The organism is Leptolyngbya sp. FACHB-541 (assembly GCF_014695875.1).
Taxonomy (GTDB): domain Bacteria; phylum Cyanobacteriota; class Cyanobacteriia; order Elainellales; family Elainellaceae; genus JAAUTN01.
On record NZ_JACJPC010000073.1, the window covers coordinates 1 to 22,269 of the forward strand.

A 22,269-nucleotide genomic window follows, 5' to 3' on the forward strand; every position below is an offset into this window, starting at 1 on the left:
CCGCACTTACACAAAAATCAAATCAGTCCCCATAGTTCAGCTAAGCGAATGGACAAAATAAAAATTGGGGTAGCGCCCTTCAGAGCGCTACCCCAATTTTTATCAGGGATATTCAATGAATGTTGAATACCCAACCTACTAGGCTGTCTAGTGACAACTTAAACTTGCAAGGGGTTTGGGGATGTTAGTCGCACAAGAAATTTGCTGGATTCAGAACTCAAGCCACTTCCAAAGCATCCATTTCTGGAGTTTAAGGTGAAGCAGTAGTATTACCGATGACAAACAACGGCTCTAACTGAGAAACGCTATAGTTAAGTAAGGTAAAAAGATACTTCAGTTGAGCCTAAACAAATGGTGTTATTTGGATTTGGTAAAAAGCTAACTTTGCCAACGCCCGATGAGGCGTTGCCCGGAAGAGCAGAAGCTATTTCCGTACCCTCACAGCACTATGTTAACGGCAATCCTTTAAAGCCTCCCTTTCCACCCGGAATGGAAACGGCGATATTTGGTATGGGATGTTTTTGGGGAGCAGAGCGCAAATTTTGGCAGCAAAAAGGGGTGTTTACCACTGCCGTGGGTTACGCCGCTGGCATTACACGCAACCCCACTTATCACGAAGTTTGCACCGGCAAAACAGGTCATAACGAGGTCGTATTTGTCGTGTTTGACCCCAATGTAGTGAGCTTTGAAACCCTGTTGAAGATCTTTTGGGAGAGCCACAACCCCACTCAGGGAATGCGTCAGGGCAACGACACTGGAACTCAATATCGCTCTGGCATCTATGTCTATTCAGAGGCGCAAAAGCAGCTCGCGGAAGCCTCTCGTGATGCCTACCAGCAAGCATTGAACGCAGCAAACTACGGCGAGATTACGACTGAGATTCTGGATGCGCCTGAGTTTTATTATGCGGAAGACTACCATCAGCAGTATCTTGCTAAGAATCCTAATGGGTATTGTGGGTTAGGTGGAACTTCGGTTGCTTGCCCGATTGGGGTAGTCAGTGCTGGCTAAACTTTAAACTCTAGTATTTCAGAAGAGTCATAAAAAAATCTGGAGCATCAAACTGCTCCAGATTTTTTTATGACTTTGTGGAAGAAACCTGCCACACGATGGGGAATTGATGCGCTATCAGCAGTGGTGGAAGGCGATCGCAGCAACCGTTCAATCCGATAGTGGCCGTTCAGATCATTTGCCGATTGTCGCCAGATTCCAGTTGCGTTAAATCAATTGGTGCTGACTTAGGGATTCAAGATTTGCGACTTCTTCGAGAAGCCACAGATCTAAGCGCTCATCTCGTTAAGTCTCCCCACTGATCCCTGTCGCAAACCTCAAATTTACGCTAGCTTCGGTTACAGGGATGTCATTGTATCGAAGTCACCTGAGAGGTAAGCCGCATGGACACCAACCCACAGCAAACGGTTCAACCCATTCCCCCAGATCATGAGACGAACAGCGAAGCACCAGAAATTGGGGGCGGCTTATCAGTAATTCAATATTGGGCGGAACATACGCTTTCACCAGAAGGGGCAAAACTGTGGCAAACCCTGTTGCATAAAAGCGCTTGTCTGTCGTGTTCTTGGGGCACGGGCGGGCAGAAAGGGGGTTTCACCAATGAGACGGGCGAAAAGCTCCAGCGCTGCATGAAAAGTGTAGAAGCCATTTCGGCTGAAATTCAGCCTGGAATCTCCAGTCACTTTTTTGATCAGTACTCAATTGAGCAGCTTCAGCAGTTGACTTCTCTGGAAGCAGATCGATTGGGGCGGCTCAGCTTTCCGGTAATTTTGCGGGCAGGCAGAGCGCATTATGAGCGAATCACCTGGGAGGAGGTTTATCAGATTGCAGAGGCAGGGTTTCACCAACCGCCTGAACGAGTCGCTTCCTATAGCTCTGGGCGGTCTTCTAATGAGGCGGCTTATTTGCTGCAATTGTTGATGCGATCGCTCGGTTCCAACAACTTGGCGGACTGTTCTGACCTGTGCCATGCGCCTTCCACCTTTGGGTTAAAGCAGATGTTTGGCACCAGCACTTCAATGGTCAGCCTGGAGAATTTGAAGCAGGCAGACTGTGTGGTGCTAGTGGGTTCTAACTGCTCGTATAATCACCCCCGGTTGATGAACGAGTTGATTAAACTGCGCGATCGCGGTGGCAAAATAATCGTGATCAATCCCGTCATGGAGATTGGTTTAGTTAAGTTTGGCTCTCCCGCTTTTCCGCTGTCGCTGATTACAGGTTCCGAGATCTCTTCTCTGTATCTGCAACCGATTCCCGGTAGTGATGTAGCGCTATTTGTCGGCATTCAGAAAGCGCTGATTGAAAAAGGGTTGATTCATCAGGACTTCCTTCAAGCACACACTGAAGGCTGGCAAGCAGTTGTTGAACAGGCACAAACCACGTCCTGGGAAGCTATCACTCAAACCTGTGGGGTATCTCAAGCTGAAATTGAAGCCACTGCTACCCTGATTGGTACCTCCAAGCAAGTCGTGTTTGCCTGGGCAATGGGTATCACTCAACACCAAAATGGCGTAGACAACGTTTATAGCGTTTCTAATACTGCTTTGCTGACGGGCAATGTGGGCAAAGTTGGAGCAGGTTTAATGCCTGTTAGAGGGCATTCCAACGTTCAAGGCTTTGGCTCAATGGGAGTGACGATAAGGCTCAAGAAGGAAATTCAGCAGGCGTTAGAGAAGTTGTTGGGGCGATCGCTTAGCCGGGTTCAAGGATATGACACTCGCGCCTTAATTGAAGCAGCAGATGCAGGGAATGTAGACACACTGATTTGTCTGGGCGGCAACCTCTACGCTGCAAACCCTGATTTGACCCAAGCGAAACGGGCGCTGAGTCAGGTTGACACGATCATTTATCTTGCTACAAAGCCAAACCTAGGACATTTTCACGGATTGGCAAAGCAAAACACGATCATTCTGCCGGTGCTAAACCGCTTTGAGAATCCTCACAAAACAACAGTTGAGTCAGGCAACAACTTTGTACGGCTCAACGATGAAGGTAAAACTCACCTCAAAGATGCCGACCTGATTGCCGAAGTAGAATTTTTGACGGAACTGGCACATCGACTTCAGGGTGACTTTCCGGTAGATTGGCGCAAACTCCAGGACACAAAATATGTGCGGCAACTGATTGCCCAAACCATTCCAGGGTTTGAAAAGATGGCAACTATTGATGAGACACAGGAGGAATTTACCATTAGCGGACGGATTTTCACAGAACCGAAGTTCTCCACGCCATCTGGAAAAGCTTCGATGTTTGTGACTCCTTTGCCTGAGTTGGCTCTGCCAAAGTCTACAGATTTTGGAGTGTCAGAGTCTACTCCTGCGATCGTTGTGGCGTTGATGACAGGACGCAGCTACTCTCAACACAACACAGTGGTTTACAAGATTGCCGACAAATATCGAGGAATGCCTCACCGTAACTGCATTCTAATGAATCGGCATGATGCAGAAAGTATCGGTTTAGAAGAACATCAGCATGTCACCGTGCAAGCAGATGCCGGAAAACTAACCGATGTGGAAGTAATCTACGGCGCAGTGCGACAGGGTGCAGCGCTGATGTTTTACCCAGAAGTGAACGTGATTTTCAAGGCACAAATTGAAGAGCGATCGGGCACTCCAGCCTTTAAGCGAGTGCCTGCTGTCGTCTATGCACAGGCTACTACGGGCGACTCTCAACCAGCATGACGGGAATTGAACTGGTTTCTACAACAGCTTGGGAAACGGAGCCTACGAGGACTTTTTCCCAGGGTTGATGTCCTCGTTTACCCATGATGATTTCTGTCGCCTTGTGGTCTTGAGCAACTTGAATAATCTGCTCTGGAACAGAGCCCGTTGTTGTCACAAACTGATAGCGAATATCTGCAAGCAACTGATGGGTTTGTGTCTGCAATTGCTTTACATTTTGCGGTTGTGAAACGTTAATGACGTGCAAAACAAGCACCTCTGCATCACTGTGCCGAGCCAATTCTGCGGCTTTAGATAAAACTTTGCCTGTCAGGAAAGAAGTGTCGATCGCCACTAACAATCGAGGGCGCTGAACAAGGCTCACCTTAGTCGGATCAACTTCTCCCCGCTCCAACAGCTTTGGCGCAAAGGTAGGAATTGCCCAGGCTCCGAGTGGGGCGGTGATCAGGATGGAGAGAGCAGCGATCGCCAAAATTACCTCTCCTCCTTCAATTCCCTGTGCCAGCGGAATTGTACCAATTGCTGCTTGCACAGTTGCCTTAGCGGAGTTTCCAGGAAGTAGAAACAGACGTTCCTGCCAGTTCCAGTTGTTTCCCAACGTTGAAAGATACCAGCCAATGCTACGCCCAACAAGAGTACCGATCGCCAAAATCAACAAACCGGGCAGCAAAACATTTCCTAAAACCTGTAGCTGAATGCTGGCTCCCATGAGGACAAATAAGAAGATTTCGGCGATCGCCCACAATCCATCAAATCCACCTCGGAGCCGTCTAGCTAATGGGGCATCCAGTTCAATCAAAAAGAACCCCAGTGCCATCGTAGCGAGATAGCCCGAAAAGTAAGGAAATGCCGTAGCTGCAATCACCAAAAATAGAGCAAGCCCAGCCGCAAGCAAAACGTCTTGAACTGCCGTCTGAGTCCAGTTTTGCTGAGTTAGCAGGGAAACTAACAGTCGTGCTGCAAAGTATCCTGCCAGGACTCCTAAAGCGATTTGCAGAATGACTTGAAAGGGCAACAGTTGCAGTGCGGTCAGGGTAAATCCGCCTGGTAGCGTGATGGTTTCGGTTGCTCCCTGTCCCAAAAAATTGAGCAGCAGGCTAAAAATCAGCAGCAGCAGCACATCAGATAGAGCGCTTCCGGTCAAAATTGCATCAGGAATGCCTTTAGTGACACCCCAGCCTACGCTCTTGAGCCGCAACATTCCTGGCACAATTACAGCGGGAGATTCTGCCCCAACCACGCAGCCCAACAGTAAGCCGGTAGGAAAGTCGAAGTTGAATAGGAAAATAGCCGTGAAGGCGATGGCCACCGCCTCGAATGTTGCAGGTAGAAAACCCAACCGCAGGGCAACCGTGCTTTGTTGCGCCAGTTTTTCTCGATCTAAGCCCAATCCTGCTTTCATTAAAATCACCATGACGGCGATTGTTCTCAGGCTGTCTGCTGATGCCAAGACATCTAGGCTGAGCACATTGCCAACTTGAGGTCCTAGCACAACACCCACCAAAATCATGCCAACCAGGGGCGGTCCGCCTAAACGCCGGACAATCTGTCCGACAAAAAAGCCCATCAACAAAATCCAAAGAATGCTGCTTAACATCTCGCTCCTTTTAAGCTGCTGGGTGAAGAGTAAGCCGCTAACGGAGGAGAAATTTCGAGTCAAGCTTTTTGACACTTTCCTACCCTTCCGTCGCAACCCGGAAAAGTAGGAGTCATCAGCCCCCTGTGAAAGAGGCGGTTAAGGCGAACTCCATCGCCTAAGGTTAAAAACCTGGCTATAACAATACCATCATGAGGCAATTCTTGCTTCGTTCCCAAGTTCTACTTAAGGATGCTTGTAGTGAGGCTCGGACTTGGAGTTGCAGGAGGCAGATCTCTGGATTAGCACAACCAGGTAGAGCCTAGTAATGAGAAGATTAGTAACCCCGTGGAATTTGTTATGGACTCAGGACTTTCTGTAGCAAAAGCTACAGAAAAGATTTAAAGTTATAGGAGTGGAGGTTGCGTTTATTTATTCAGACACGCATTGAACGGAAATGGCTAATGTATATCGGGTTGAGGATTCGGAGATATTAGCTAGGCATCGAGCAAACATTAATGCTTCCCTAGCTCACCGTTTGGCAGTAGCCAGAGCTACTCAAAATCAGCAATTAGTGGCTTCGCTGGAGCGAGAGCAGCGACAGTTTGGAATGGAGCGAGGTCGTGTAAACGGAGCTTCGTCTCTAATTCAGTGGTTGAGCCAGAAGTGGAATGAGTTGATGGAGGCGATCGCCAAAACCTCTCAGCTCTCAGTCGAGCGAATTAGTGCAGACGGAGCCATCTTTTGGTACGCCTACGATCCAGAGACGGGCAAAGCGCTTTACGCCGAGTCGGAGTCAGAAGTGCTGGACTGGATTGAGCAGAACAATCTGGGACGCTAAAGAATAACGCTCTCAACAAAGCATGTAGCGCCACAAGGGAATGGGCGATCGCGTCTCAGATCGCCCATCTTATATTTCTAGTCTGGAGTTTTACTGGTTTAAACAAACTCCGCGACACATCAATTTCTGTAAGGGCGCACTGCGGTGCGCCCTTACCCACATCTGCAATGTCTTCAAATCAAATTGATATCAGGTATGCCAGCAGTTCCGATAAGCTGATACACTTGCTGCTAGGGCGATCGCAAAGTCCTATCTTAAACTTCTTCGGTCATCCACTGAACTAGCTGAAGTACAACTCCGTTTGGATCTGTAACCTGAAAGAACCGTTCGCCCCAAGGTTCAGTTTCGATTGGCGTTGTAATCGTTACACCTTCAGCTTTTAGCCGAGCATATTCACGATCAATATCGTTCACTACAAAAGCAACGAGCAACCCATCTGCATGATGTCCACGCATGTGAGTTGGCTTAAAACTCTCTAATCCAGTTCGGAGGAAGATCAGGTTAAACCCAACGTCTGGACGGGAAAGCGACACAAACCCGTCAGCAGACATATCTTCGTTAAAACCGAAGTGCTGTTTAACAAAGGCAGCAGACGCTTTAACATCATCAACATTGAGTGAAATCGCTGAAGCCGTAATCTGCATACATTCTCCTCAAAGCGCTAGTCTGATGAATCAGGACTATCATTGTGGCGCATCAGCGATGGAAAAGGATTGTAAAAAACTGACCTCAAGTCGGCAACAGGATGTGGCAAGGATGAAAGCTTCGCTGCGTTAAATACTCAGTGGGTGTGCAATGAGCAAATGCCCGAAAATCGTGAATAAAATGTGCCTGATCAAAGTAACCGCAGGTAAATGCAATCTCCATCCAATCAACTTGCTTTTTACCTTTTAGCAGGTGGAGAACTTGCTGCAAGCGCTGCACCCGACAATACCGTTTAGGAGTTAATCCGACCTGATCGCGAAAGAGTTGGTTGAAGTGGCGATCGCTAAACCCGATTTGCTCCGTTACAGTTCTGACGGGGGAAATGGGCGATCGCTTGAACTCCCGTAAAGCAAAATCCACAGCAGGGCACCGTTCAGGTGACTGCATCATTGTTAGGAGAAACTGTTCCAGAACCAGGAAACGAGTTGATAACGTAGGTGTCTCCAATAGTTTTTCTCGCAATTCTGTGGCACGCCCCTGCCACAGTTCCTCTAGCGAGATAATTTGATTGTGCAACTCCCCAGCCGGAAGCTTAAAGAATGCAGCATTGCCACCAGGCTTAAAGTGTACTCCCATCGCCGCAACTCGCCGGTCGTTGTTGATAATAAAGCCTTTAGAGTGAGCACCACAAATCCGTGTACCGCTTGTGCTGCCATATCTCGCTCGACTGTGGGAATCAAAAAGCGGAATCTTGTCTTCATGCAGATTGATCACCAGTTCCATTGAGCCAATCGGCAGGAGGCGTGATTGTGTTTCTGATGGGCTTTCTCCTGCCCGAAACCACAGAAACTCGACAAACTGTGAGAGAGGAGGTTCCTTTAGAGTTGCACCACAAGCCAATCTGGGCTGATAGGTCTGGTAAATCATACCTGCACTCAATTTACACCTTCTAAAGGTTTCTAAATACCCTTGGGGTTACCCCTGTATATTTGCGAAAAAGAGTGGTGAGATGGCTTTGGTTCTTGAAACCACACAAAAGAGCAACGTCGGCGATCGCCAGTTCTTTCTGCTGAAGCAACTGTTTTGCTCGTTCAATTCGCTGCTGCAACACAAACTGGTAGGGTGGGACACCCATCGATTGCTTAAACAATCGACAAAAATAATACTGACTCGTTCCAGTCAATTCAGCCAAATCTACCAGCTTAATGTCCTGATCGAGGTAAGTCTGAACATACTCCAAAACCTGACTCAATTTGTATTGTGGCAACCCATCTTCATAGGCAGTGAAAGCTGATTGCGCCGTTGAATACCGTTTGAGCAAGTGGACAGCAAGAGCTGTCCCCATTGCTTCACCGTATAACCGCCCTGATGGGCAACCTGTTTCAAGCTCTGTTTTTAGAGCCAAGAGAATTTCTCGAATTAAAGGATCTTTTTGCCCTCGATACATCATTAGTTCTGCACGATCGGCATTCACTGGCTCCTGAACAGCCTGAGCAACAAATTCTGGCTCCAAAGTCAAAGAGAGCACTTCCATTTCATCTTTCCAACGGATAGCGTGAAGATGATGAAAGGGCGTGATACAAACATTTCCCGGCAACAACTGTTGGCTATTAAATTTGCCGTTGGCTTTTAATTCAACCTTTCTAGGCGTTTTCAGTTGCAGAGTGAGATGATGTCTGACTGCACAAACATCTGAAATATCCAGAGGCGGGAACCTAAGGTGCTCCAGCAAAATTCCATCCCACGCAGCTGTTCCACTCGACAGCAGGACAAATTCAGCAGGATGCTCAGCATGAGGTTTAACTTTAGCTTGACCACCAATTTCTCTCTGATGCAGAGACATAGTACTTTTTCTCCAAGCTAGAACAAGCAGATTGTTATGGAGCAGATTAGACCAGCGATTATGGCAGCTAAAGGATTTTGAGAGAATTCAGCAAGAATTTGAAAAGAACGCAAAATTCTGGAAGAAGTGTACCGCCAAATCCATCACGATGGAAGCGACCCAAAACGGAATACAGCCGTCATGCCAAAAATTGTTCGATTGTTTGCCGTATTGCAGAAAGGGTTCCCCTCCTTTAACCCATTAACCTGGAGAATTCTATGATCAAGTTTGTATACTGCATTCGTAAACAGGCTGGCTTGAGTGATGAAGAATTTCATACCTTCTGGCGAGATGTCCACGGTCCGTTTATTCGCAGTCTCGCTCAAACCTTGCAAGCAAAGAAGTACATTCAAAGCCACACGCTCAATACTCCCATTAATGCAGAGATCGCCAAGTCTCGCGGTCTGAATACGGCTATCTACGACGGCGTTACTGAGATTTGGTGGGAGAGTATGGACGATTTTTTAGCAGCAGTAAGTACTCCTGAGGGTCAAGCAGCAGCACAACAGTACATCACAGATCCGACCGTGGGTGAGGTGAATTTTGTTGACTTCTCCCAATCTTGCGCGTTTCTCACCGAAGAACATACTGTCTTTGACTTCTCCTAAAAATGTACCTCTGTGTGAAGCTCCAGACTTAGAAGCGATGCAGGCGATCGCCGCTTAGTTCCCAACGGCAAGCAGGTGTCTTAACATGTGAGATCCTGCCATTGAAACCACACCCCGGTTTAGCAGCGCTGTTTGCTAAACCGTAATTCCATCATTTGGAAACTCCACAGCGAACTTCTGATTGCACCAGACGATGCAATTGTTGGATACGATCAATCAGGGCCGCTTGCTAAACCAAACCAGCCTTCACCGATTGTTCGTCGTCTGTAGCAGTCCCTGTTCAGGAAGACCCATGCAAATTACCCACTATCTTCACGCAGCTATTCTAGTTTCTGACTTGGAGAAAGCCGAACACTTCTATGGCAACGTGTTGGGACTACCCAAGGTCGATCGCCAGCTTAAATATCCTGGAGCCTGGTATCAGGTAAGTAATACGCAAATTCACCTGATCGTCGATTCAACCTTTTCTAACGGTCTCCACAATGCCGAGAAATGGGGGCGCAACCACCACGTTGCCCTTGCAGTCGATGACCTACAGGCTGCTAAGGAGCATCTCAAAGCTTGTGGACTGGATGTACAAACGAGCGCATCGGGTCGGGCTGCATTATTTACTCACGATCCAGATGGCAATGTGATTGAGCTTACTGAGGCGAAATAGGTGTGGGCTTTTAAGGGCGATCGAAGGCACTGAGGGTAAACCCGGAACTACTAGCTCAGTGATTTCTTTCTGTACATCAAGAAATCGGGGGATATCCTGCTTTGTAAGATGCCCCCCGATTTTTAACTATTGAATTGGTTGAAGATCTAAAAGCAGAATTTTAAGAGCGAGATATTACTCCACCAAGGCGCGGGTGTTAAACAGAGCGTAAGTTGTCCCAACCATCATTACTGTCAGCACTGCAATTGAAATCATGAGAGGCACCCGAAGTTATCTAAGCTCATAGTTCACACGATTAGCTCTCAGGCTCTCAGATTCCTTGCTTAATTCCCTACGCTATATTGCTGAACCAGAGTAATTTTGAGGGTTCTATCTGTCTAACTTTCCATCCTAAGACGTGGAGAGTCCTGCAATTATTTCGTTACAATTATTCATAAGTAAACAATTGTTTTTTAATTTAGCGGTATCCCATGGCTGCACCTTTAGCTGCACCTCTCACGAAACTGGCATATCAGACGTTTCAGCAAGGCAAAAGTTACTTTGGGCTGGCTCACAAGACTCTCAGTAGTCAGCTGTTGAGCTTAATCGCTCCACCTCGCGATCGCCAACCTAGTCCGCTTTCAGCTGACCTGCTGCTCAAAATCCAACGGCGACTCAACCAGTTACTCGAAACAGACTGGCAGGATGCGGAGCAAGGCATCTATCCTGAAAGTTTGCTGTTCGACAACCCCTGGGAAGATTTCTTCCGTTACTATCCTGCCCTCTGCCTAGATATGCCTCAGATTTGGGAGCGGGCCAACCAAAAACGTCATCAAGACTTTTCGACTCAAGTTAAAACCGAGGGTTATCCCAGCTATTACCTGCAAAACTTCCATCACCAGACAGATGGTTACTTGAGCGACATGTCTGCAAATTTGTATGACTTGCAGGTTGAGATCTTGTTCAATGGCTCTGCCGATGCAATGCGACGGCGGATTTTGGCTCCGCTCAAGCGGGGATTGGAGCAGTTTACCCAAACTCCTCCTCATCAAATTCGAGTGTTAGACGTAGCTTGCGGGACTGGGCGTACACTGCGGCTAATTCGTGGCATGTTGCCCGATGCGTCTCTGTTTGGCACAGATCTGTCACCTGCCTATTTGCGTAAAGCCAATCAGCTTTTGTCTCAGAATCCTGGAGAGCTACCTCAATTGCTTCAGGCAAACGCTGAAGAGCTGCCTTACCTGGACAATTATTTCCACGCAGTAACCTCTGTTTTCCTGTTCCATGAGTTGCCGCCTGCAGTTCGTCAACGGGTGATTGAGCAGGCTTTTCGAGTCGTGCAACCTGGTGGTGTTTTTGTCATTTGTGACTCGATTCAGGTCAGTGATTCACCTGATTTAATGTCACTCATGGAAGGATTTCCGGACATGTTCCATGAACCTTACTATCGTCATTACACCACTGATGACATGGTTGGACGGTTAGAGCAGGTAGGATTTGTAGGCATTACCACTGAAGTTCACTTTATGAGTAAGTACTGGATTGCTCACAAGCCAGCTTCCTAAAGGCTCTGTCTCTCCCCAAGTTGTTCCTATGCAGCTTCGATGGAGAAAGTCCACATGAGGAGCGTGAGCCGAGTTCATGCTTCTCATGTAAGCCACTGGAAAAAATGTTCCAAGCGTTTTTCACTTCAGTTGAAGCAGGAATGAGGCATTCTTCCTAAGGGAAAACGTAAAAAAATTCGCAGAGCTAAGGCTGATAGAGCTGACAAAGGCTAGAGTTGGGATGGGTGCAGTTGATGCAAGGTTGCATTAACCTGAGCCTTTTTTAGTTTTTCAGCTTAGCTATTGGTACAAGGGAAACGCTGATTATGACAACTTACAGACCTCCCGAATCTGACACCGACCAGAGTCTTGTTAGCGAAGATCTGGTGACAGCTAACCATCTAGAGGTAATTGAGACCGTTATCTCTAGCTTGCAAGAAGACCAGAGTGCAATGGTGAGTCAGAGTGAGCAGGGTCATCTGTGGAAGTTTCAGTATGGAACCGTTGAAGTATTTGTGCAGTTGACTGGGTTAACGGACGAAGATACTTTTACGGTTTGGGCGACGGTATTAAAACTGCCTGCAAAAAATGAAGCGCAGTTGATGCAAAAGCTATTGAAGATGAATTGGTCGGATACCTTTGAGGCTCGTTTTAGCATTTTCGGTGACCAGGTGGTGGTGAATTCTACCCGGACGGTGGCTGAATTGTCCCCTGGCGAGGTGTCTCGGAACATTACGGTGGTAGCGACTGTGGCTAACGATAATGATGAGGCGCTTGTAGCTGAGTTTGGCGGTTAATGGCGATCGCCCCCTATTGGCGATTGATCCCGCCAGTTGAGGCACCCGGCAAAATTCAGATGGCGATAGATCGATGGCTGCTGAGACAGCATCAGCTAGTGCTGCATCCACCCACACTGAGGTTTTATACCTGGCTACCTGCGGCGATTTCGCTGGGCTATCATCAGCAGCACTATCCTGATCACTGGGAACAGTTGCATTGGCGAGACAAACCAATTGACCTGGTGCGTCGTCCTACGGGTGGACGGGCGGTTTTGCACCAGGGCGATTTGACTTATGCAGTGATTGTTTCGGGCATTGCGGGTAGCCGAATTCAGGTTTACCAGGAAATTTGCCAATTTTTAATTCAGGGCTGGCGATCGCTCAATGTAGAACTTCATTTTGGCGAAGCTGGACGTGGCTACATCCACAACCCCAACTGCTTTGGCACTGCCACCGGAGCTGACTTGGTTTTACCCGATGGGAAAAAGCTAATCGGTAGCGCTCAGCTTCACCGCAACGGAGCTACCCTTCAGCATGGCTCCATTCGCCTAAACCCTGACCCAGATTTGTTTAAGCAAGTTTTTGAAGTTGAAGAGGCGATCGCTTCTCTCCCTTACGCAAAAGAAACCATTATCGAAGCATTGACGGCTTCAGCTCAGCAGTGCTTCAAAATTCACCTCACTCCACAGCCCCTCTCCCAGAAAGAATGGCAGGAGATTTTAGCTGAACCGTAAGCTTGCTTACTTCCCAAAGGTTGGGAACCAGTAAGCAACTAGCCCCTCACTCCTAACCCCTTCACTCAACCGCAGCCTTGGCGATCGCCTGAAGCTGTAACCCTGGTGGGTAAGCTCCTTCTTCCTTGATCCGGCGAATGATTGCCTCAGAAATTGGCACGTTGAGTCTGTCAGCAACCGCTCGAACGACATCCCCCCGGTCGATCACGCCAGCAACGGAGTCTGCGGGAGAAAGCACCGTAATTTGACGAAGAGATTGAGTTTCTAAGGTATCAATCACTTGCGTCAAAGGAGTTATCTCCTGCACCGTTGGAATTTCGGTTAAGGGATGCACGACGCTGTGTAAGGGTTGAGTTTCCCATTGACCACGCTCAACCGAACGCAAATCTCCAATGGAAACCATGCCCCGATAGCGACCATCCGAAGCAGCGTAGTAGACGATTAGGTCTGATTCTTCGTGCAAATATTTGTCTGCAAACTGGCGAATTGTCATGTCTGCGTCCGCTACGCGAAACTCACGGGTCATAGCGGTTACTGCGGTGAGACTAACCAGCGCTTCCTGCAAATCAACCACGCGACCGTAAGCACGAGCATTGCGAACTCCAAACCAACCCAACAGCGCCAGCCACAGCAAATCAAGTCGTCTATAGCTCAGGTAAGCCGTAATGCCAAAAATGACCGCTGCCCAACCTAACGCTTGTCCAGTTCTGGCAGACCAGCGAACGCCTTTGTGGCGACTTCCGGTCAGCTTCCAAACAGCTGCTTTGAGAACTTGACCCCCATCTAGAGGCAAGCCTGGAATCATGTTAAACAGCGCCAGAACTAGGTTAATACCTGCCAAATCAGACAAAACAGCAGCAAACGGCTCACTCAGTGGAGCAAACTGACTAATGAGTGTCAACAGTAAGAAGATTGCAAAACTAACAGATGGTCCAGCGATCGCCACCTGAAAAGCTTGCCCCGGCGTCTTTGACTCCTGGTCAATAGAGGCAACCCCACCAAACAGAAACAGGGTAATGGAGTTGACGATAATGCCTTGCGATCGCGCTACCAAACTATGTCCCAATTCATGCAGCAGCACCGACCCAAACAGCAATAATGCCATGACTAATCCGACAATCCAGGTTGCTGTCGGGCTAAGTTCGCCTCCTTGCAGCGACGAACCGTAAAAAAACGTTACCAGCGCCAGGATGAAGAACCATGACGAGTCAATCAGCAGCGGGATGCCCAATACAGAACCAATTTGCCAACCTGTTCTCATGCCACCTTCCTGACTCTGCCTACGGTGCCCATAGCGACGCACAATTTAAGGCACCAGGTTCAGGTAAACAGTACTAAGCCTTCGCCTGGGTCGCACCTTTCCTCAATCTTACTGAAAACAGGTCTGACGCAGCCGAGAGCAAAAATTGGCGATCGCTCCCAAATAAACAAGTAGGGGCAGTTCGCGAACTGCCCCTACAAGGATTTGTGGTTTATCCAAGTGGAAATGCTGTAAGTCGCAAACGCTAGAGCAGACCTGCGTTGCTTAATCCTAAAATGACTCCAGCTCCCAAAATATGACCAAAGCTGGCAGTTGCTAACAGTTCAGGAATGCCAAAGCCAGTAAACATAGCAGGCACTTCAACTGGAAGTGAAGGTCCAACGCCACGCTTTTGAATCGCATAGTAGCCAATGGCGATCGCAAGCAAATTGCAAACAATCATGACAATAGCCGTGTTAGCCGACCAGGGCGAGGTAGAAGCAACAGTCGTGAGTAAAGTAGAGTAAATCAAAACAAATCTCCTGTATTGCGTGTGTCGAACAAATTTTTAGAAGCAAAAGCTTTCGTCAGAAAAGCAATAGGATTATAAAAATCTGCCGAACCATAATTTACGGTTTGTTTTAAGAGTTAACAGTCGGCGCTTAATTTGACACAAAAGTACGTAATTTTAAGAATATGAGGATCAAAATCTGCGGCATCACCAAGCCAGACCAGGGAAAAGCGATCGCCCAAATGGGGGCAACCGCGCTTGGCTTTATGTGTGTGCCCCAATCTCCCCGCTACATTTCGCCTGAGCAAATTCGGCTGATAGTCGATCATCTGCCCGTCCACCCCCTGACTGGAGCATTAATTGATCGGGTTGGAGTGTTTGCGAATGCGACGTTGGTAGAAATTTGTCAGGTGGTGGCAATCGCCAATCTCAATGCGGTTCAGCTTCACGGCAGCGAGTCACCTGAGTTTTGCCAGCAGCTTCGAGCCGCCTTACCAGAAATTGAAATTCTTAAAGCTCTCCGAGTTCGCAGTTCAGAGACTCTGGCTGAAGCAAACGCTTACACGGACAGTATTGATGCGCTATTGCTCGACGCATACCACCCTAAACTGCTCGGTGGTACCGGAAAAACCTTAGATTGGTCGAGCTTGCAAAACTTCCGCCCGAATTGCTCTTGGCTTTTGGCAGGCGGGCTTACCCCCAGCAATGTGCGAGAGGCTCTCAACCAGGTTTTTCCTGACGGTATTGACCTTTCTAGCGGGGTGGAACATCTGCCGGGTGACAAAGACTTAGCCAAAGTTGCCCAATTGTTCGAGCAACTCAAACTGCACCATGTTGCTAAACTCCAGTCCCTAACCTCCAGCCCCTAGTTTCTCAGGCTCCAACACCATCTCATCTACCTCCGATTCCTCCAGCTCCTTCGCCTCCTCCAAGCACTGCCAAACCGTTTGAAGCAGAGAATCTAGTCCGATCCGGGCGACGGCTGAAATTTTGAATACAGTTGTTTGGCTCAGTTCTTCGAGTTCAGTGGCGATCGCTTCCAAGTCCTGCATTCCTGGCGTAACCGCGTCAATTTTGTTGAGCGCTAAAATTTGTGGGCGATCGGCTAAGCCCCGTCCGTATGCTTGAAGCTCTGCCTGAATTGTTTGATAAGCGCCGATCGGATCTTCGGACGTTGCGTCAATCAGGTGCAGCAAAACACGAGTTCGCTCAATGTGTCGGAGGAAATCGTGCCCCAAACCAGTACCCAGATGTGCGCCCTCAATCAACCCCGGAATATCTGCAAAGACAGTACCATCTCCAGTCGGCTTCCGAACCACACCCAAATTTGGCACCAGCGTTGTGAAAGGATAGTCGGCAATTTTAGGACGGGCTGCTGACAAGGCAGAAATCAGCGTCGATTTTCCGGCATTGGGCAGTCCAATGATCCCGACTTCTGCCAGCAATTTTAGCTCTAGGCGAATCAACCGAGTTTCTCCTGGCAATCCTGGCAGCGCATGTTCTGGCGCTCGGTTACGATTGCTAAGAAAGTGCTTATTCCCCAGTCCACCTTTACCGCCTTTAGCAACATAGAGGGTTTGCCCAGGAGTAGTCAGATCCCCCAAAATTTCGTCTGTTTCTACGTCATACACAACTGTGCCGCAAGGCACTTCAATCAGGCGATCGCTCCCTGCCCCGCCTGTCATATTCTTAGGTCCGCCCCGTTCTCCATTCTCCGCCTTAAACCGATGGGCGTATCTGAAGTCCAACAGCGTTTGCAAATGCTCAACCGCCTGCAGAATCACTGAACCGCCATTGCCGCCATTCCCACCAGCAGGGCCACCAGCAGGCACATACTTCTCTCGACGGAAAGCGACTATTCCATCGCCGCCATCGCCCGCCTGAACCTCAATCTCCGCCTGATCAATAAATTGCATAACAATAACGTCTAACCAAAATGTCTAGCCAATCGCCCTTTCCTCAATCATAGGCAATCCCAACCACTCCCCAACCCCAATTCGTAACCTCTCAGTCCCAACTCCTCATTCCTCCAACCCCTACTTTGCAATTTCTGCCTCTTCACAGGGAAAACTATTCACGGTTGGAGAAACCTGATGAATCGTCTGGGCGATCGCTCTCCAAAAGGGGCGATCGCCTACGCCCTACAATAAGCTCATGCGTCGAAAACTGCCTCGCTGGTTAACTTACCTCCTGAGTGCCGGATTGGCGCTCCTGGTCGTCACCCGTCCTGCAATTCCTCAAGCCATCTCCGCACCTTCCAGTGAAATTCGGGGAGTGTGGCTAACCAACGTTGCCAGTGGCGTGCTGTTTTTACCCCAGGGCGTGAGTCGAGCCGTCAATCAGCTTGCTCAGCTTAACTTCAACACGCTCTACCCAGTCGTCTGGAATCGCGGCTACACCACCTATCCCAGTTCGGTCACTCAGGTCGCCACTGGTGAAACTCAGCTTCCCCTGCTGCACTCAACGCGAATTGGACGCAGTTTACTGGCAACGTTTATCCAGCAGGGGCACCAGCGAAACCTGCGCGTTATTCCTTGGTTCGAATATGGGTTCATGGCTCCCAGGCGCTCATCTCTGGTAAAACGTCATCCCGAGTGGCTGACCCAATATAGGGATGGGAGCCAGGTCTTGAAAGCAGGCACCGCAGAATTGGGTTTACCCGACACCCCTGAGACGCTCTGGCAGTCTCGTCGCTCTAGACTACGCCAACTGGTGCGGCAACAGTCCAGCCATCAGCTAGTTTGGCTTAACCCACTCCACCCCCAGGTTCAGGAATTTTTGCTGGATCTGATTTTGGAAGTGGTGACCCGCTATGACGTAGACGGAATTCAGCTAGACGACCACTTTAGCTTGCCGGTTGAGCTAGGGTACGACCCCTTCACAGCCCAGCTTTACCGTCAGGAACACCAGGGCAACTCTCCTCCTGACGATCCTTTAGACGAAGAGTGGATGCGCTGGCGGGCTAACAAGCTAGGTGACTTTATGCGACGAATCTTTTTGGCAGTCAAAATTGCCAAGCCAAACTGCTTGATTTCACTCTCACCTAACTCACCCGGATTTGCCTATCGACACTATCTACAGGATTGGCAAACCTGGGTCAGACAGGGCTGGCTGGGAGAAGTGATCGTACAAACTTACCGAAATGACCTTGATCGCTTCGTTGCAGAACTAGAGCAGCCTGCAATGCGAGAAATGCATCAACTTGTGCCAATGGGAATTGGCATCTTAACAGGCACCTGGAATAATCCGATCGCGATCGCCCAAATTCAGCAGCAGGTTGAGGCGGTACGCGATCTGGGATTTGACGGCATTTCTTTCTTCTACTGGGAAAGCCTCTGGGGTTACATCACACCAGAACCACCTAGAGAGCGGCGAAAGGGATTCCAGTCTCTCTTTCTGCCAACCGCTCAGGTTGAGAGCTACAAATCTTAAACTTCGCCTCTGAGCCAGCTTTTGTCAGTCATCGCACCTTTAAGGTTTTGCAAAACATCGAAAAACCATCCCATCAACCTATTGGCAGAAGAAACAATTAGCGCTAAGAATAGCATTCATGTAGCAATTTCCGGCGGGCTGTGGCTCACACTCACAATTTACCTATCAGAAGTTGCTTCGTTCTCTTTCGACTTGAAACCGCTGATTGAACTGGCAATATCTACCAAATTTTTTCAGGCGATCGCTTTTAGGGTGTGGTTACCCCTACATCGAAGGAATTCACGTAGACAAGAAGTGGGTGGAAACTGGTACAAGTAATGCTGCGATCGCCGCAGCATTCGCTAAAATCTATATCCAAACATTCGACCCACTTTTAACAAGCGTAGAACTGTAAGTAGTGAGCGCTTATTTGCAAAGAATCCTGAATCTCTGTCCTCTATTCTTGTTTTATCGCAGACTATACTCTTCACCACCTGATTGAAATATTTCTCTAATGACTGCTGCTCCAATCCCACGACAGCCATCTCAACCTTCTGAACGCTCTGGCGGCACTGCTTCGCCAGACATTACGCCTGTTTTTGCGTTGAAAGAACTGGTGGCTCGCTTGCATCGGGAGCAAAACAAGATTCAGGATTTGCTCAGTTCTTTAGGATTTGCGCTACGTAGCTTCAACAATCTCAATCAGTTTTTAGAACTCACACCCCTGATTGCTAGCCGTGTCACCGATGCTGATGGGGGCGCTCTGGTGTTGTTCAAGCCCAATGGTCAAATGCGCTTGGAGCGGTTGCACTGTCAAGATACAAACCAGTGCCAGGATATTCGTAAGGCGTTAGAGGCAGCTACTCGTCAAATGACCGCTTCTGCACCTACGTCTGGAAAAACAGTTGCTCCGGCTCAAAGTCTAACGACTGCTTTAGATCATCAAGTCAGTCAATCTCTTGGCGCAAACGTGCAGCTTTTTGGTACGGCAATTCTGGTCAAGAATGCCGAACGAGGCAGGCTGTATGTATTCAGTCGAGATTCAGAATATAGCTGGACGGAGACGCGCCAGAAGCTAGTCCGGCTGGTGGCTGACCAGACTGCCGTGGCGATCGAGAACGATGAACTGACTGTAGAACTACGGAAGAAAGAACGCCTGGATCGCGAGTTAGAAATTGGCGCAGAGATTCAGCTTCAGCTTCTGCCTCGGAGTTGTCCTAACATTGAGGGAATCGAGCTAGCAGCACGATGCCAAACGGCCAGTCGGGTCGGTGGTGACTACTACGACTTCATCCCAACGAACTACGACCAGATCCGTCCTCGCAAGACCGGGCGCAACGAAGCAGGACGATGGAGCCTGACAATTGGCGATGTCATGGGTAAGGGAGTTCCCGCAGGGTTGATCATGACCATGCTGCGGGGAATGTTGCGGGCTGAAGTGCTAAATGGTCACTCTCCTGCCCAGATTCTTCAGCACTTAAACCACGTGATGTATAGCGATTTAGAAAATTCAAATCGCTTCGTCACTCTGTTTTACTCGGAATACGATGTCACGACCCGAACGCTGTCTTACAGCAACGCGGCACATAATCCGCCTTTGCTCTGGCAAGCCGCGACAGGCTCTATTAAGCGGTTAGACACGTTGGGAATGCTGATTGGGCTGGATATGGATACGCAATATCACGATGCTCAGGTGCAGCTTCATCCAGGGGACACCATTATTTACTACACGGATGGATTTACGGATGCAGCCAATCAGGGCGGCGATCGCTTTGATGAGGAGAATCTAACCCGTGTGTTTGACTGGGCTTGCCAAAATCACTATACGCCTCAGCAAATTCAAGATCATTTATTTGAGCAAGTGCAGCAGTTCGTGGGGGCAGACCACCGAACTGATGATGATATGACGCTGATCGTGATGCAGATTAAGCCCGATGGGGCGATCGCCAACTAGCCAAAGCAGTATCTTGAAGCTATGTTTCTCCAAATTAAGCAGATTTAATTGAACTTGAGGCTTTACAACGGCTAAAAATCTGCGACGCTTATTGATGAGCAACTTTTGCTGCATCAATACAAGTTCTGTGTGAGGTTACAGGGAGAATGTTACTAGTTCATTTAGCGCAGGATGCAACGACCTGGTTGGCTAGCGTGAGCGATTGGAGCGAGGTCTGGCAGGGCTACTGGCAGTCCCCAATTGACTGGAGCTTATTGGCTCAGCAGTTTGAAACCGACGTATTTGCTAATTTCCGTAGTTCTTTCAACAACTTTATTGAATCTGGACAAGTCTGGGCTCTAATTATTGGGGTAGTTCTGGGCTATCTAATCCGCAGTCTTACCTCTTACGGCTAAACAAAGCCTAAATGCCTAAATTTAGAGCTAAATCCGGGAATAAGGTTTGATTGCTCACTGTCATCAAAAGTAGGACAGCTATTAACGGTAGGACAGCTAACTTGAGTAACGAATCTCAGCCACAGACCTGGAGTCAACGGTTTGAATCGGTGCTGCATCCGGCGATCGCCCGGTTTAATGCCAGCATCGAGTTTGATATTGCGCTGATCGAGTACGACATCACAGGCTCACAGGCTCATGCCACGATGCTGGCCCAGACTGGAATCATTTCCTCAGAGGAGGGAAGCCAGTTGGTTGCGGGTCTGGAGCAAATTCGGCAGGAATATCGCCAAGGGTTCTTTCACCCAGGCATTGATGCAGAAGATATTCACTTTGCCGTGGAGCGCAGGCTAACCGACATCCTGGGCGAGGTTGGCAAAAAGCTGCATACGGGGCGATCGCGCAATGACCAGGTTGGCACTGACACGCGACTTTATCTGCGCGACCAGATTCACCTTATTTGTCAACGGTTACGCCAGTTTCAGGGTGTGTTGCTAAACCTGGCAGAGCAGCACATTGAAACCTTGATTCCTGGCTATACTCATCTCCAACGGGCCCAGCCTCTAAGTTTGGCACATCACTTACTTGCCTATGTAGAGATGGCCGAGCGAGATTGTGAACGCTTGGGTGACGTATATAAGCGCACCAACATCTCGCCTCTGGGTAGCGGAGCGCTGGCAGGCACAACCTTTCCCATTGACCGCCACTACACTGCCGAACTGTTGGGCTTCGAGCGCGTCTATGCCAATAGTTTGGATGGGGTGAGCGATCGCGATTTTGCCGTCGAATTTCTCTGTGCCACTAGCCTGATCATGGTTCACCTCTCGCGCCTGTCAGAAGAGGTAATCTTATGGGCATCAGAAGAGTTTGGCTTTGTCACCCTCAAAGATAGCTGCTCTACTGGCTCTAGCATCATGCCCCAAAAGAAAAACCCTGACGTGCCAGAATTGGTGCGAGGGAAGACAGGGCGAGTATTTGGACACCTTCAGGCAATGCTGGTGTTGATGAAAGGACTGCCGCTGGCTTACAACAAAGACTTGCAAGAAGACAAGGAAGCCTTGTTTGACGGCGTTAAGACCGTGCAGGCTTGTCTGGAAGCTATGACAATTTTGTTTCAGGAAGGGCTAGAGTTTCGGGTGCCTCGCCTGGCAGCAGCAGTTGCGGAAGATTTTTCTAATGCAACAGACGTGGCAGACTATTTGGCAACTAAAGGTGTACCTTTCCGAGAGTCCTATAATTTAGTTGGCAAGGTGGTCAAAACCAGTCTTGCTGCTGGAAAGCTGCTCAAAGACCTGACGATCGAGGAATGGCAGACGCTTCATCCGGCATTTGAGTCTGATATTTATGAGGCGATCACCCCTCGTCAGGTTGTCGCTGCCCGCAATAGCTATGGCGGCACCGGCTTTGATCAGGTAAGGCAGGCAATTGCAGCAGCGCGATCGCGCTTAAGTGTCGAGTAACTAGATGCTCAACCTATCTACAAGTTAGCCCTGTTGGTCCGTGAACCAACAGGGCTGCCTGTTATTGCTATCTCCAACCTTCGTTCTACCGAGTTCCACGTAGAACGAAAGTTGGTAGCAGAGAAAATTTAAGCGATCGCCTCTATTTGCTTTTTCTTGATCTAAATTAAATTGAATTTACAACTTAGCTAAAGGGAGTTGCTTACAGTTCCCAGAGATTAACCCACCGCTCAACGTGTTCCTCGATACCAAAATTCTCTCAGTAAGTATCTTGCTTAGGAAAGATTGTCTAAGTAATCATTAGGGTTAAAATCTGGTTAA

At 48.7% G+C, this 22,269-nt stretch carries 21 protein-coding genes and 1 riboswitch; of the genes, 14 read left to right on the forward strand and 7 right to left on the reverse strand.

What is annotated here, in order from left to right:
• The first annotated feature begins 351 nt into the window (after nt 1-351).
• Both msrA and H6G00_RS16535 read left to right on the forward strand, forming a co-directional pair.
• Nucleotides 352-1,011, forward strand: a complete 660-nt coding sequence (msrA, locus tag H6G00_RS16530) for a peptide-methionine (S)-S-oxide reductase MsrA (protein WP_190797599.1) — start codon at nt 352-354, stop codon at nt 1,009-1,011.
• 383 nt (nt 1,012-1,394) lie between these two features.
• Complete coding sequence (locus H6G00_RS16535; RefSeq protein ID WP_190797600.1) at nt 1,395-3,692, forward strand: FdhF/YdeP family oxidoreductase; 2,298 nt, start codon at nt 1,395-1,397, stop codon at nt 3,690-3,692.
• On the opposite strand, the gene H6G00_RS16540 is transcribed toward H6G00_RS16535, so the two are convergent.
• Complete coding sequence (locus H6G00_RS16540; protein WP_190797640.1) at nt 3,667-5,289, reverse strand: cation:proton antiporter; 1,623 nt, start codon at nt 5,287-5,289, stop codon at nt 3,667-3,669. The genes H6G00_RS16535 and H6G00_RS16540 overlap by 26 nt on opposite strands.
• Nucleotides 5,290-5,388: 99 nt before the next feature.
• A riboswitch (Fluoride riboswitch) is annotated at nt 5,389-5,456 on the reverse strand.
• Between the two features lie 269 nt (nt 5,457-5,725).
• Here H6G00_RS16540 and H6G00_RS16545 point away from each other — a divergent pair.
• Entirely contained in the window at nt 5,726-6,109 is a 384-nt protein-coding gene (locus H6G00_RS16545; protein ID WP_190797601.1) for a hypothetical protein, read from the forward strand.
• A gap of 254 nt (nt 6,110-6,363) precedes the next feature.
• Here H6G00_RS16545 and H6G00_RS16550 read toward each other — a convergent pair whose 3' ends face one another.
• The 3 genes from H6G00_RS16550 to H6G00_RS16560 form a co-directional block, all read right to left on the reverse strand.
• Nucleotides 6,364-6,753: a VOC family protein gene (locus H6G00_RS16550; RefSeq protein WP_190688670.1), complete on the reverse strand. Its 390-nt coding sequence runs from the start codon at nt 6,751-6,753 to the stop codon at nt 6,364-6,366.
• A gap of 85 nt (nt 6,754-6,838) precedes the next feature.
• On the reverse strand, nt 6,839-7,681 hold the full coding sequence (locus H6G00_RS16555) for a helix-turn-helix domain-containing protein (protein WP_190797602.1): 843 nt from the start codon (nt 7,679-7,681) through the stop codon (nt 6,839-6,841).
• A gap of 22 nt (nt 7,682-7,703) precedes the next feature.
• Nucleotides 7,704-8,597, reverse strand: coding sequence for an AraC family transcriptional regulator (locus H6G00_RS16560; RefSeq protein WP_190797603.1), 894 nt, complete (start codon nt 8,595-8,597; stop codon nt 7,704-7,706).
• 257 nt (nt 8,598-8,854) lie between these two features.
• On the opposite strand from H6G00_RS16560, the gene H6G00_RS16565 reads away from it, so the two are divergent.
• The 5 genes from H6G00_RS16565 to H6G00_RS16585 all read left to right on the forward strand — a co-directional run bounded on the left by H6G00_RS16565 (nt 8,855) and on the right by H6G00_RS16585 (nt 12,938).
• The gene (locus tag H6G00_RS16565; protein ID WP_190643379.1) at nt 8,855-9,244 is read left to right on the forward strand and encodes an EthD domain-containing protein; all 390 of its coding nucleotides are present in this window, start codon (nt 8,855-8,857) and stop codon (nt 9,242-9,244) included.
• 292 nt (nt 9,245-9,536) lie between these two features.
• The gene (locus H6G00_RS16570; RefSeq protein WP_190643378.1) at nt 9,537-9,902 is read left to right on the forward strand and encodes a VOC family protein; all 366 of its coding nucleotides are present in this window, start codon (nt 9,537-9,539) and stop codon (nt 9,900-9,902) included.
• 470 nt (nt 9,903-10,372) lie between these two features.
• Nucleotides 10,373-11,446: a class I SAM-dependent methyltransferase gene (locus H6G00_RS16575; protein ID WP_190797604.1), complete on the forward strand. Its 1,074-nt coding sequence runs from the start codon at nt 10,373-10,375 to the stop codon at nt 11,444-11,446.
• A 305-nt stretch (nt 11,447-11,751) separates the two neighbouring features.
• Entirely contained in the window at nt 11,752-12,222 is a 471-nt protein-coding gene (locus H6G00_RS16580; protein ID WP_190643376.1) for a YbjN domain-containing protein, read from the forward strand.
• Nucleotides 12,222-12,938 carry a biotin/lipoate A/B protein ligase family protein gene (locus tag H6G00_RS16585; RefSeq protein WP_190797605.1) on the forward strand — a complete coding sequence of 239 codons (717 nt, stop codon included), beginning with the start codon at nt 12,222-12,224 and terminating at the stop codon, nt 12,936-12,938. The genes H6G00_RS16580 and H6G00_RS16585 overlap by 1 nt, the downstream gene beginning before the upstream one ends.
• 61 nt (nt 12,939-12,999) lie before the next feature.
• On the opposite strand, the gene H6G00_RS16590 is transcribed toward H6G00_RS16585, so the two are convergent.
• Together H6G00_RS16590 and psaK are read right to left on the reverse strand one after the other, a co-directional pair.
• Nucleotides 13,000-14,199 carry a site-2 protease family protein gene (locus tag H6G00_RS16590; protein ID WP_190643374.1) on the reverse strand — a complete coding sequence of 400 codons (1,200 nt, stop codon included), beginning with the start codon at nt 14,197-14,199 and terminating at the stop codon, nt 13,000-13,002.
• A gap of 244 nt (nt 14,200-14,443) precedes the next feature.
• Nucleotides 14,444-14,710: a photosystem I reaction center subunit PsaK gene (gene psaK / locus H6G00_RS16595; RefSeq protein ID WP_190643373.1), complete on the reverse strand. Its 267-nt coding sequence runs from the start codon at nt 14,708-14,710 to the stop codon at nt 14,444-14,446.
• Between the two features lie 164 nt (nt 14,711-14,874).
• On the opposite strand from psaK, the gene H6G00_RS16600 reads away from it, so the two are divergent.
• Nucleotides 14,875-15,558 (forward strand): phosphoribosylanthranilate isomerase, encoded by a 684-nt coding sequence (locus tag H6G00_RS16600; protein ID WP_190797606.1) that lies wholly within the window; start codon nt 14,875-14,877, stop codon nt 15,556-15,558.
• On the opposite strand, the gene obgE is transcribed toward H6G00_RS16600, so the two are convergent.
• Nucleotides 15,541-16,605: a GTPase ObgE gene (obgE, locus tag H6G00_RS16605; RefSeq protein ID WP_190797607.1), complete on the reverse strand. Its 1,065-nt coding sequence runs from the start codon at nt 16,603-16,605 to the stop codon at nt 15,541-15,543. The two genes, H6G00_RS16600 and obgE, sit on opposite strands and share 18 nt — an antisense overlap.
• Before the next feature lie 238 nt (nt 16,606-16,843).
• Here obgE and H6G00_RS16610 point away from each other — a divergent pair, with 238 nt between their 5' ends.
• The 5 genes from H6G00_RS16610 (at nt 16,844) to argH (ending at nt 21,948) form a co-directional block, all read left to right on the forward strand.
• Entirely contained in the window at nt 16,844-18,121 is a 1,278-nt protein-coding gene (locus H6G00_RS16610; protein WP_190797608.1) for a glycoside hydrolase family 10 protein, read from the forward strand.
• Between the two features lie 205 nt (nt 18,122-18,326).
• Nucleotides 18,327-18,515 carry a hypothetical protein gene (locus H6G00_RS16615; RefSeq protein ID WP_190643369.1) on the forward strand — a complete coding sequence of 63 codons (189 nt, stop codon included), beginning with the start codon at nt 18,327-18,329 and terminating at the stop codon, nt 18,513-18,515.
• Nucleotides 18,516-18,614: 99 nt separating this feature from the next.
• Nucleotides 18,615-20,054, forward strand: coding sequence for a PP2C family protein-serine/threonine phosphatase (locus tag H6G00_RS16620; RefSeq protein ID WP_190797609.1), 1,440 nt, complete (start codon nt 18,615-18,617; stop codon nt 20,052-20,054).
• Nucleotides 20,055-20,200: 146 nt separating this feature from the next.
• Nucleotides 20,201-20,449, forward strand: a complete 249-nt coding sequence (locus tag H6G00_RS16625) for a hypothetical protein (protein ID WP_199318542.1) — start codon at nt 20,201-20,203, stop codon at nt 20,447-20,449.
• A gap of 101 nt (nt 20,450-20,550) precedes the next feature.
• Nucleotides 20,551-21,948, forward strand: a complete 1,398-nt coding sequence (gene argH, locus H6G00_RS16630) for an argininosuccinate lyase (RefSeq protein ID WP_190797610.1) — start codon at nt 20,551-20,553, stop codon at nt 21,946-21,948.
• The last annotated feature ends 321 nt before the right edge of the window (nt 21,949-22,269 follow it).

Bases quoted from the DNA above. Each gene is read 5' to 3' on its own strand.
- msrA (WP_190797599.1), top strand. From the start codon at position 352: ATGGTGTTATTTGGATTTGGTAAAAAGCTAACTTTGCCAACGCCCGAT.
- H6G00_RS16535 (WP_190797600.1), top strand. From the start codon at position 1,395: ATGGACACCAACCCACAGCAAACGGTTCAACCCATTCCCCCAGATCAT.
- H6G00_RS16540 (WP_190797640.1), bottom strand. From the start codon at position 5,289: ATGTTAAGCAGCATTCTTTGGATTTTGTTGATGGGCTTTTTTGTCGGA.
- H6G00_RS16545 (WP_190797601.1), top strand. From the start codon at position 5,726: ATGGCTAATGTATATCGGGTTGAGGATTCGGAGATATTAGCTAGGCAT.
- H6G00_RS16550 (WP_190688670.1), bottom strand. From the start codon at position 6,753: ATGCAGATTACGGCTTCAGCGATTTCACTCAATGTTGATGATGTTAAA.
- H6G00_RS16555 (WP_190797602.1), bottom strand. From the start codon at position 7,681: ATGATTTACCAGACCTATCAGCCCAGATTGGCTTGTGGTGCAACTCTA.
- H6G00_RS16560 (WP_190797603.1), bottom strand. From the start codon at position 8,597: ATGTCTCTGCATCAGAGAGAAATTGGTGGTCAAGCTAAAGTTAAACCT.
- H6G00_RS16565 (WP_190643379.1), top strand. From the start codon at position 8,855: ATGATCAAGTTTGTATACTGCATTCGTAAACAGGCTGGCTTGAGTGAT.
- H6G00_RS16570 (WP_190643378.1), top strand. From the start codon at position 9,537: ATGCAAATTACCCACTATCTTCACGCAGCTATTCTAGTTTCTGACTTG.
- H6G00_RS16575 (WP_190797604.1), top strand. From the start codon at position 10,373: ATGGCTGCACCTTTAGCTGCACCTCTCACGAAACTGGCATATCAGACG.
- H6G00_RS16580 (WP_190643376.1), top strand. From the start codon at position 11,752: ATGACAACTTACAGACCTCCCGAATCTGACACCGACCAGAGTCTTGTT.
- H6G00_RS16585 (WP_190797605.1), top strand. From the start codon at position 12,222: ATGGCGATCGCCCCCTATTGGCGATTGATCCCGCCAGTTGAGGCACCC.
- H6G00_RS16590 (WP_190643374.1), bottom strand. From the start codon at position 14,199: ATGAGAACAGGTTGGCAAATTGGTTCTGTATTGGGCATCCCGCTGCTG.
- H6G00_RS16600 (WP_190797606.1), top strand. From the start codon at position 14,875: ATGAGGATCAAAATCTGCGGCATCACCAAGCCAGACCAGGGAAAAGCG.
- obgE (WP_190797607.1), bottom strand. From the start codon at position 16,605: ATGCAATTTATTGATCAGGCGGAGATTGAGGTTCAGGCGGGCGATGGC.
- H6G00_RS16610 (WP_190797608.1), top strand. From the start codon at position 16,844: ATGCGTCGAAAACTGCCTCGCTGGTTAACTTACCTCCTGAGTGCCGGA.
- H6G00_RS16620 (WP_190797609.1), top strand. From the start codon at position 18,615: ATGACTGCTGCTCCAATCCCACGACAGCCATCTCAACCTTCTGAACGC.
- H6G00_RS16625 (WP_199318542.1), top strand. From the start codon at position 20,201: ATGTTACTAGTTCATTTAGCGCAGGATGCAACGACCTGGTTGGCTAGC.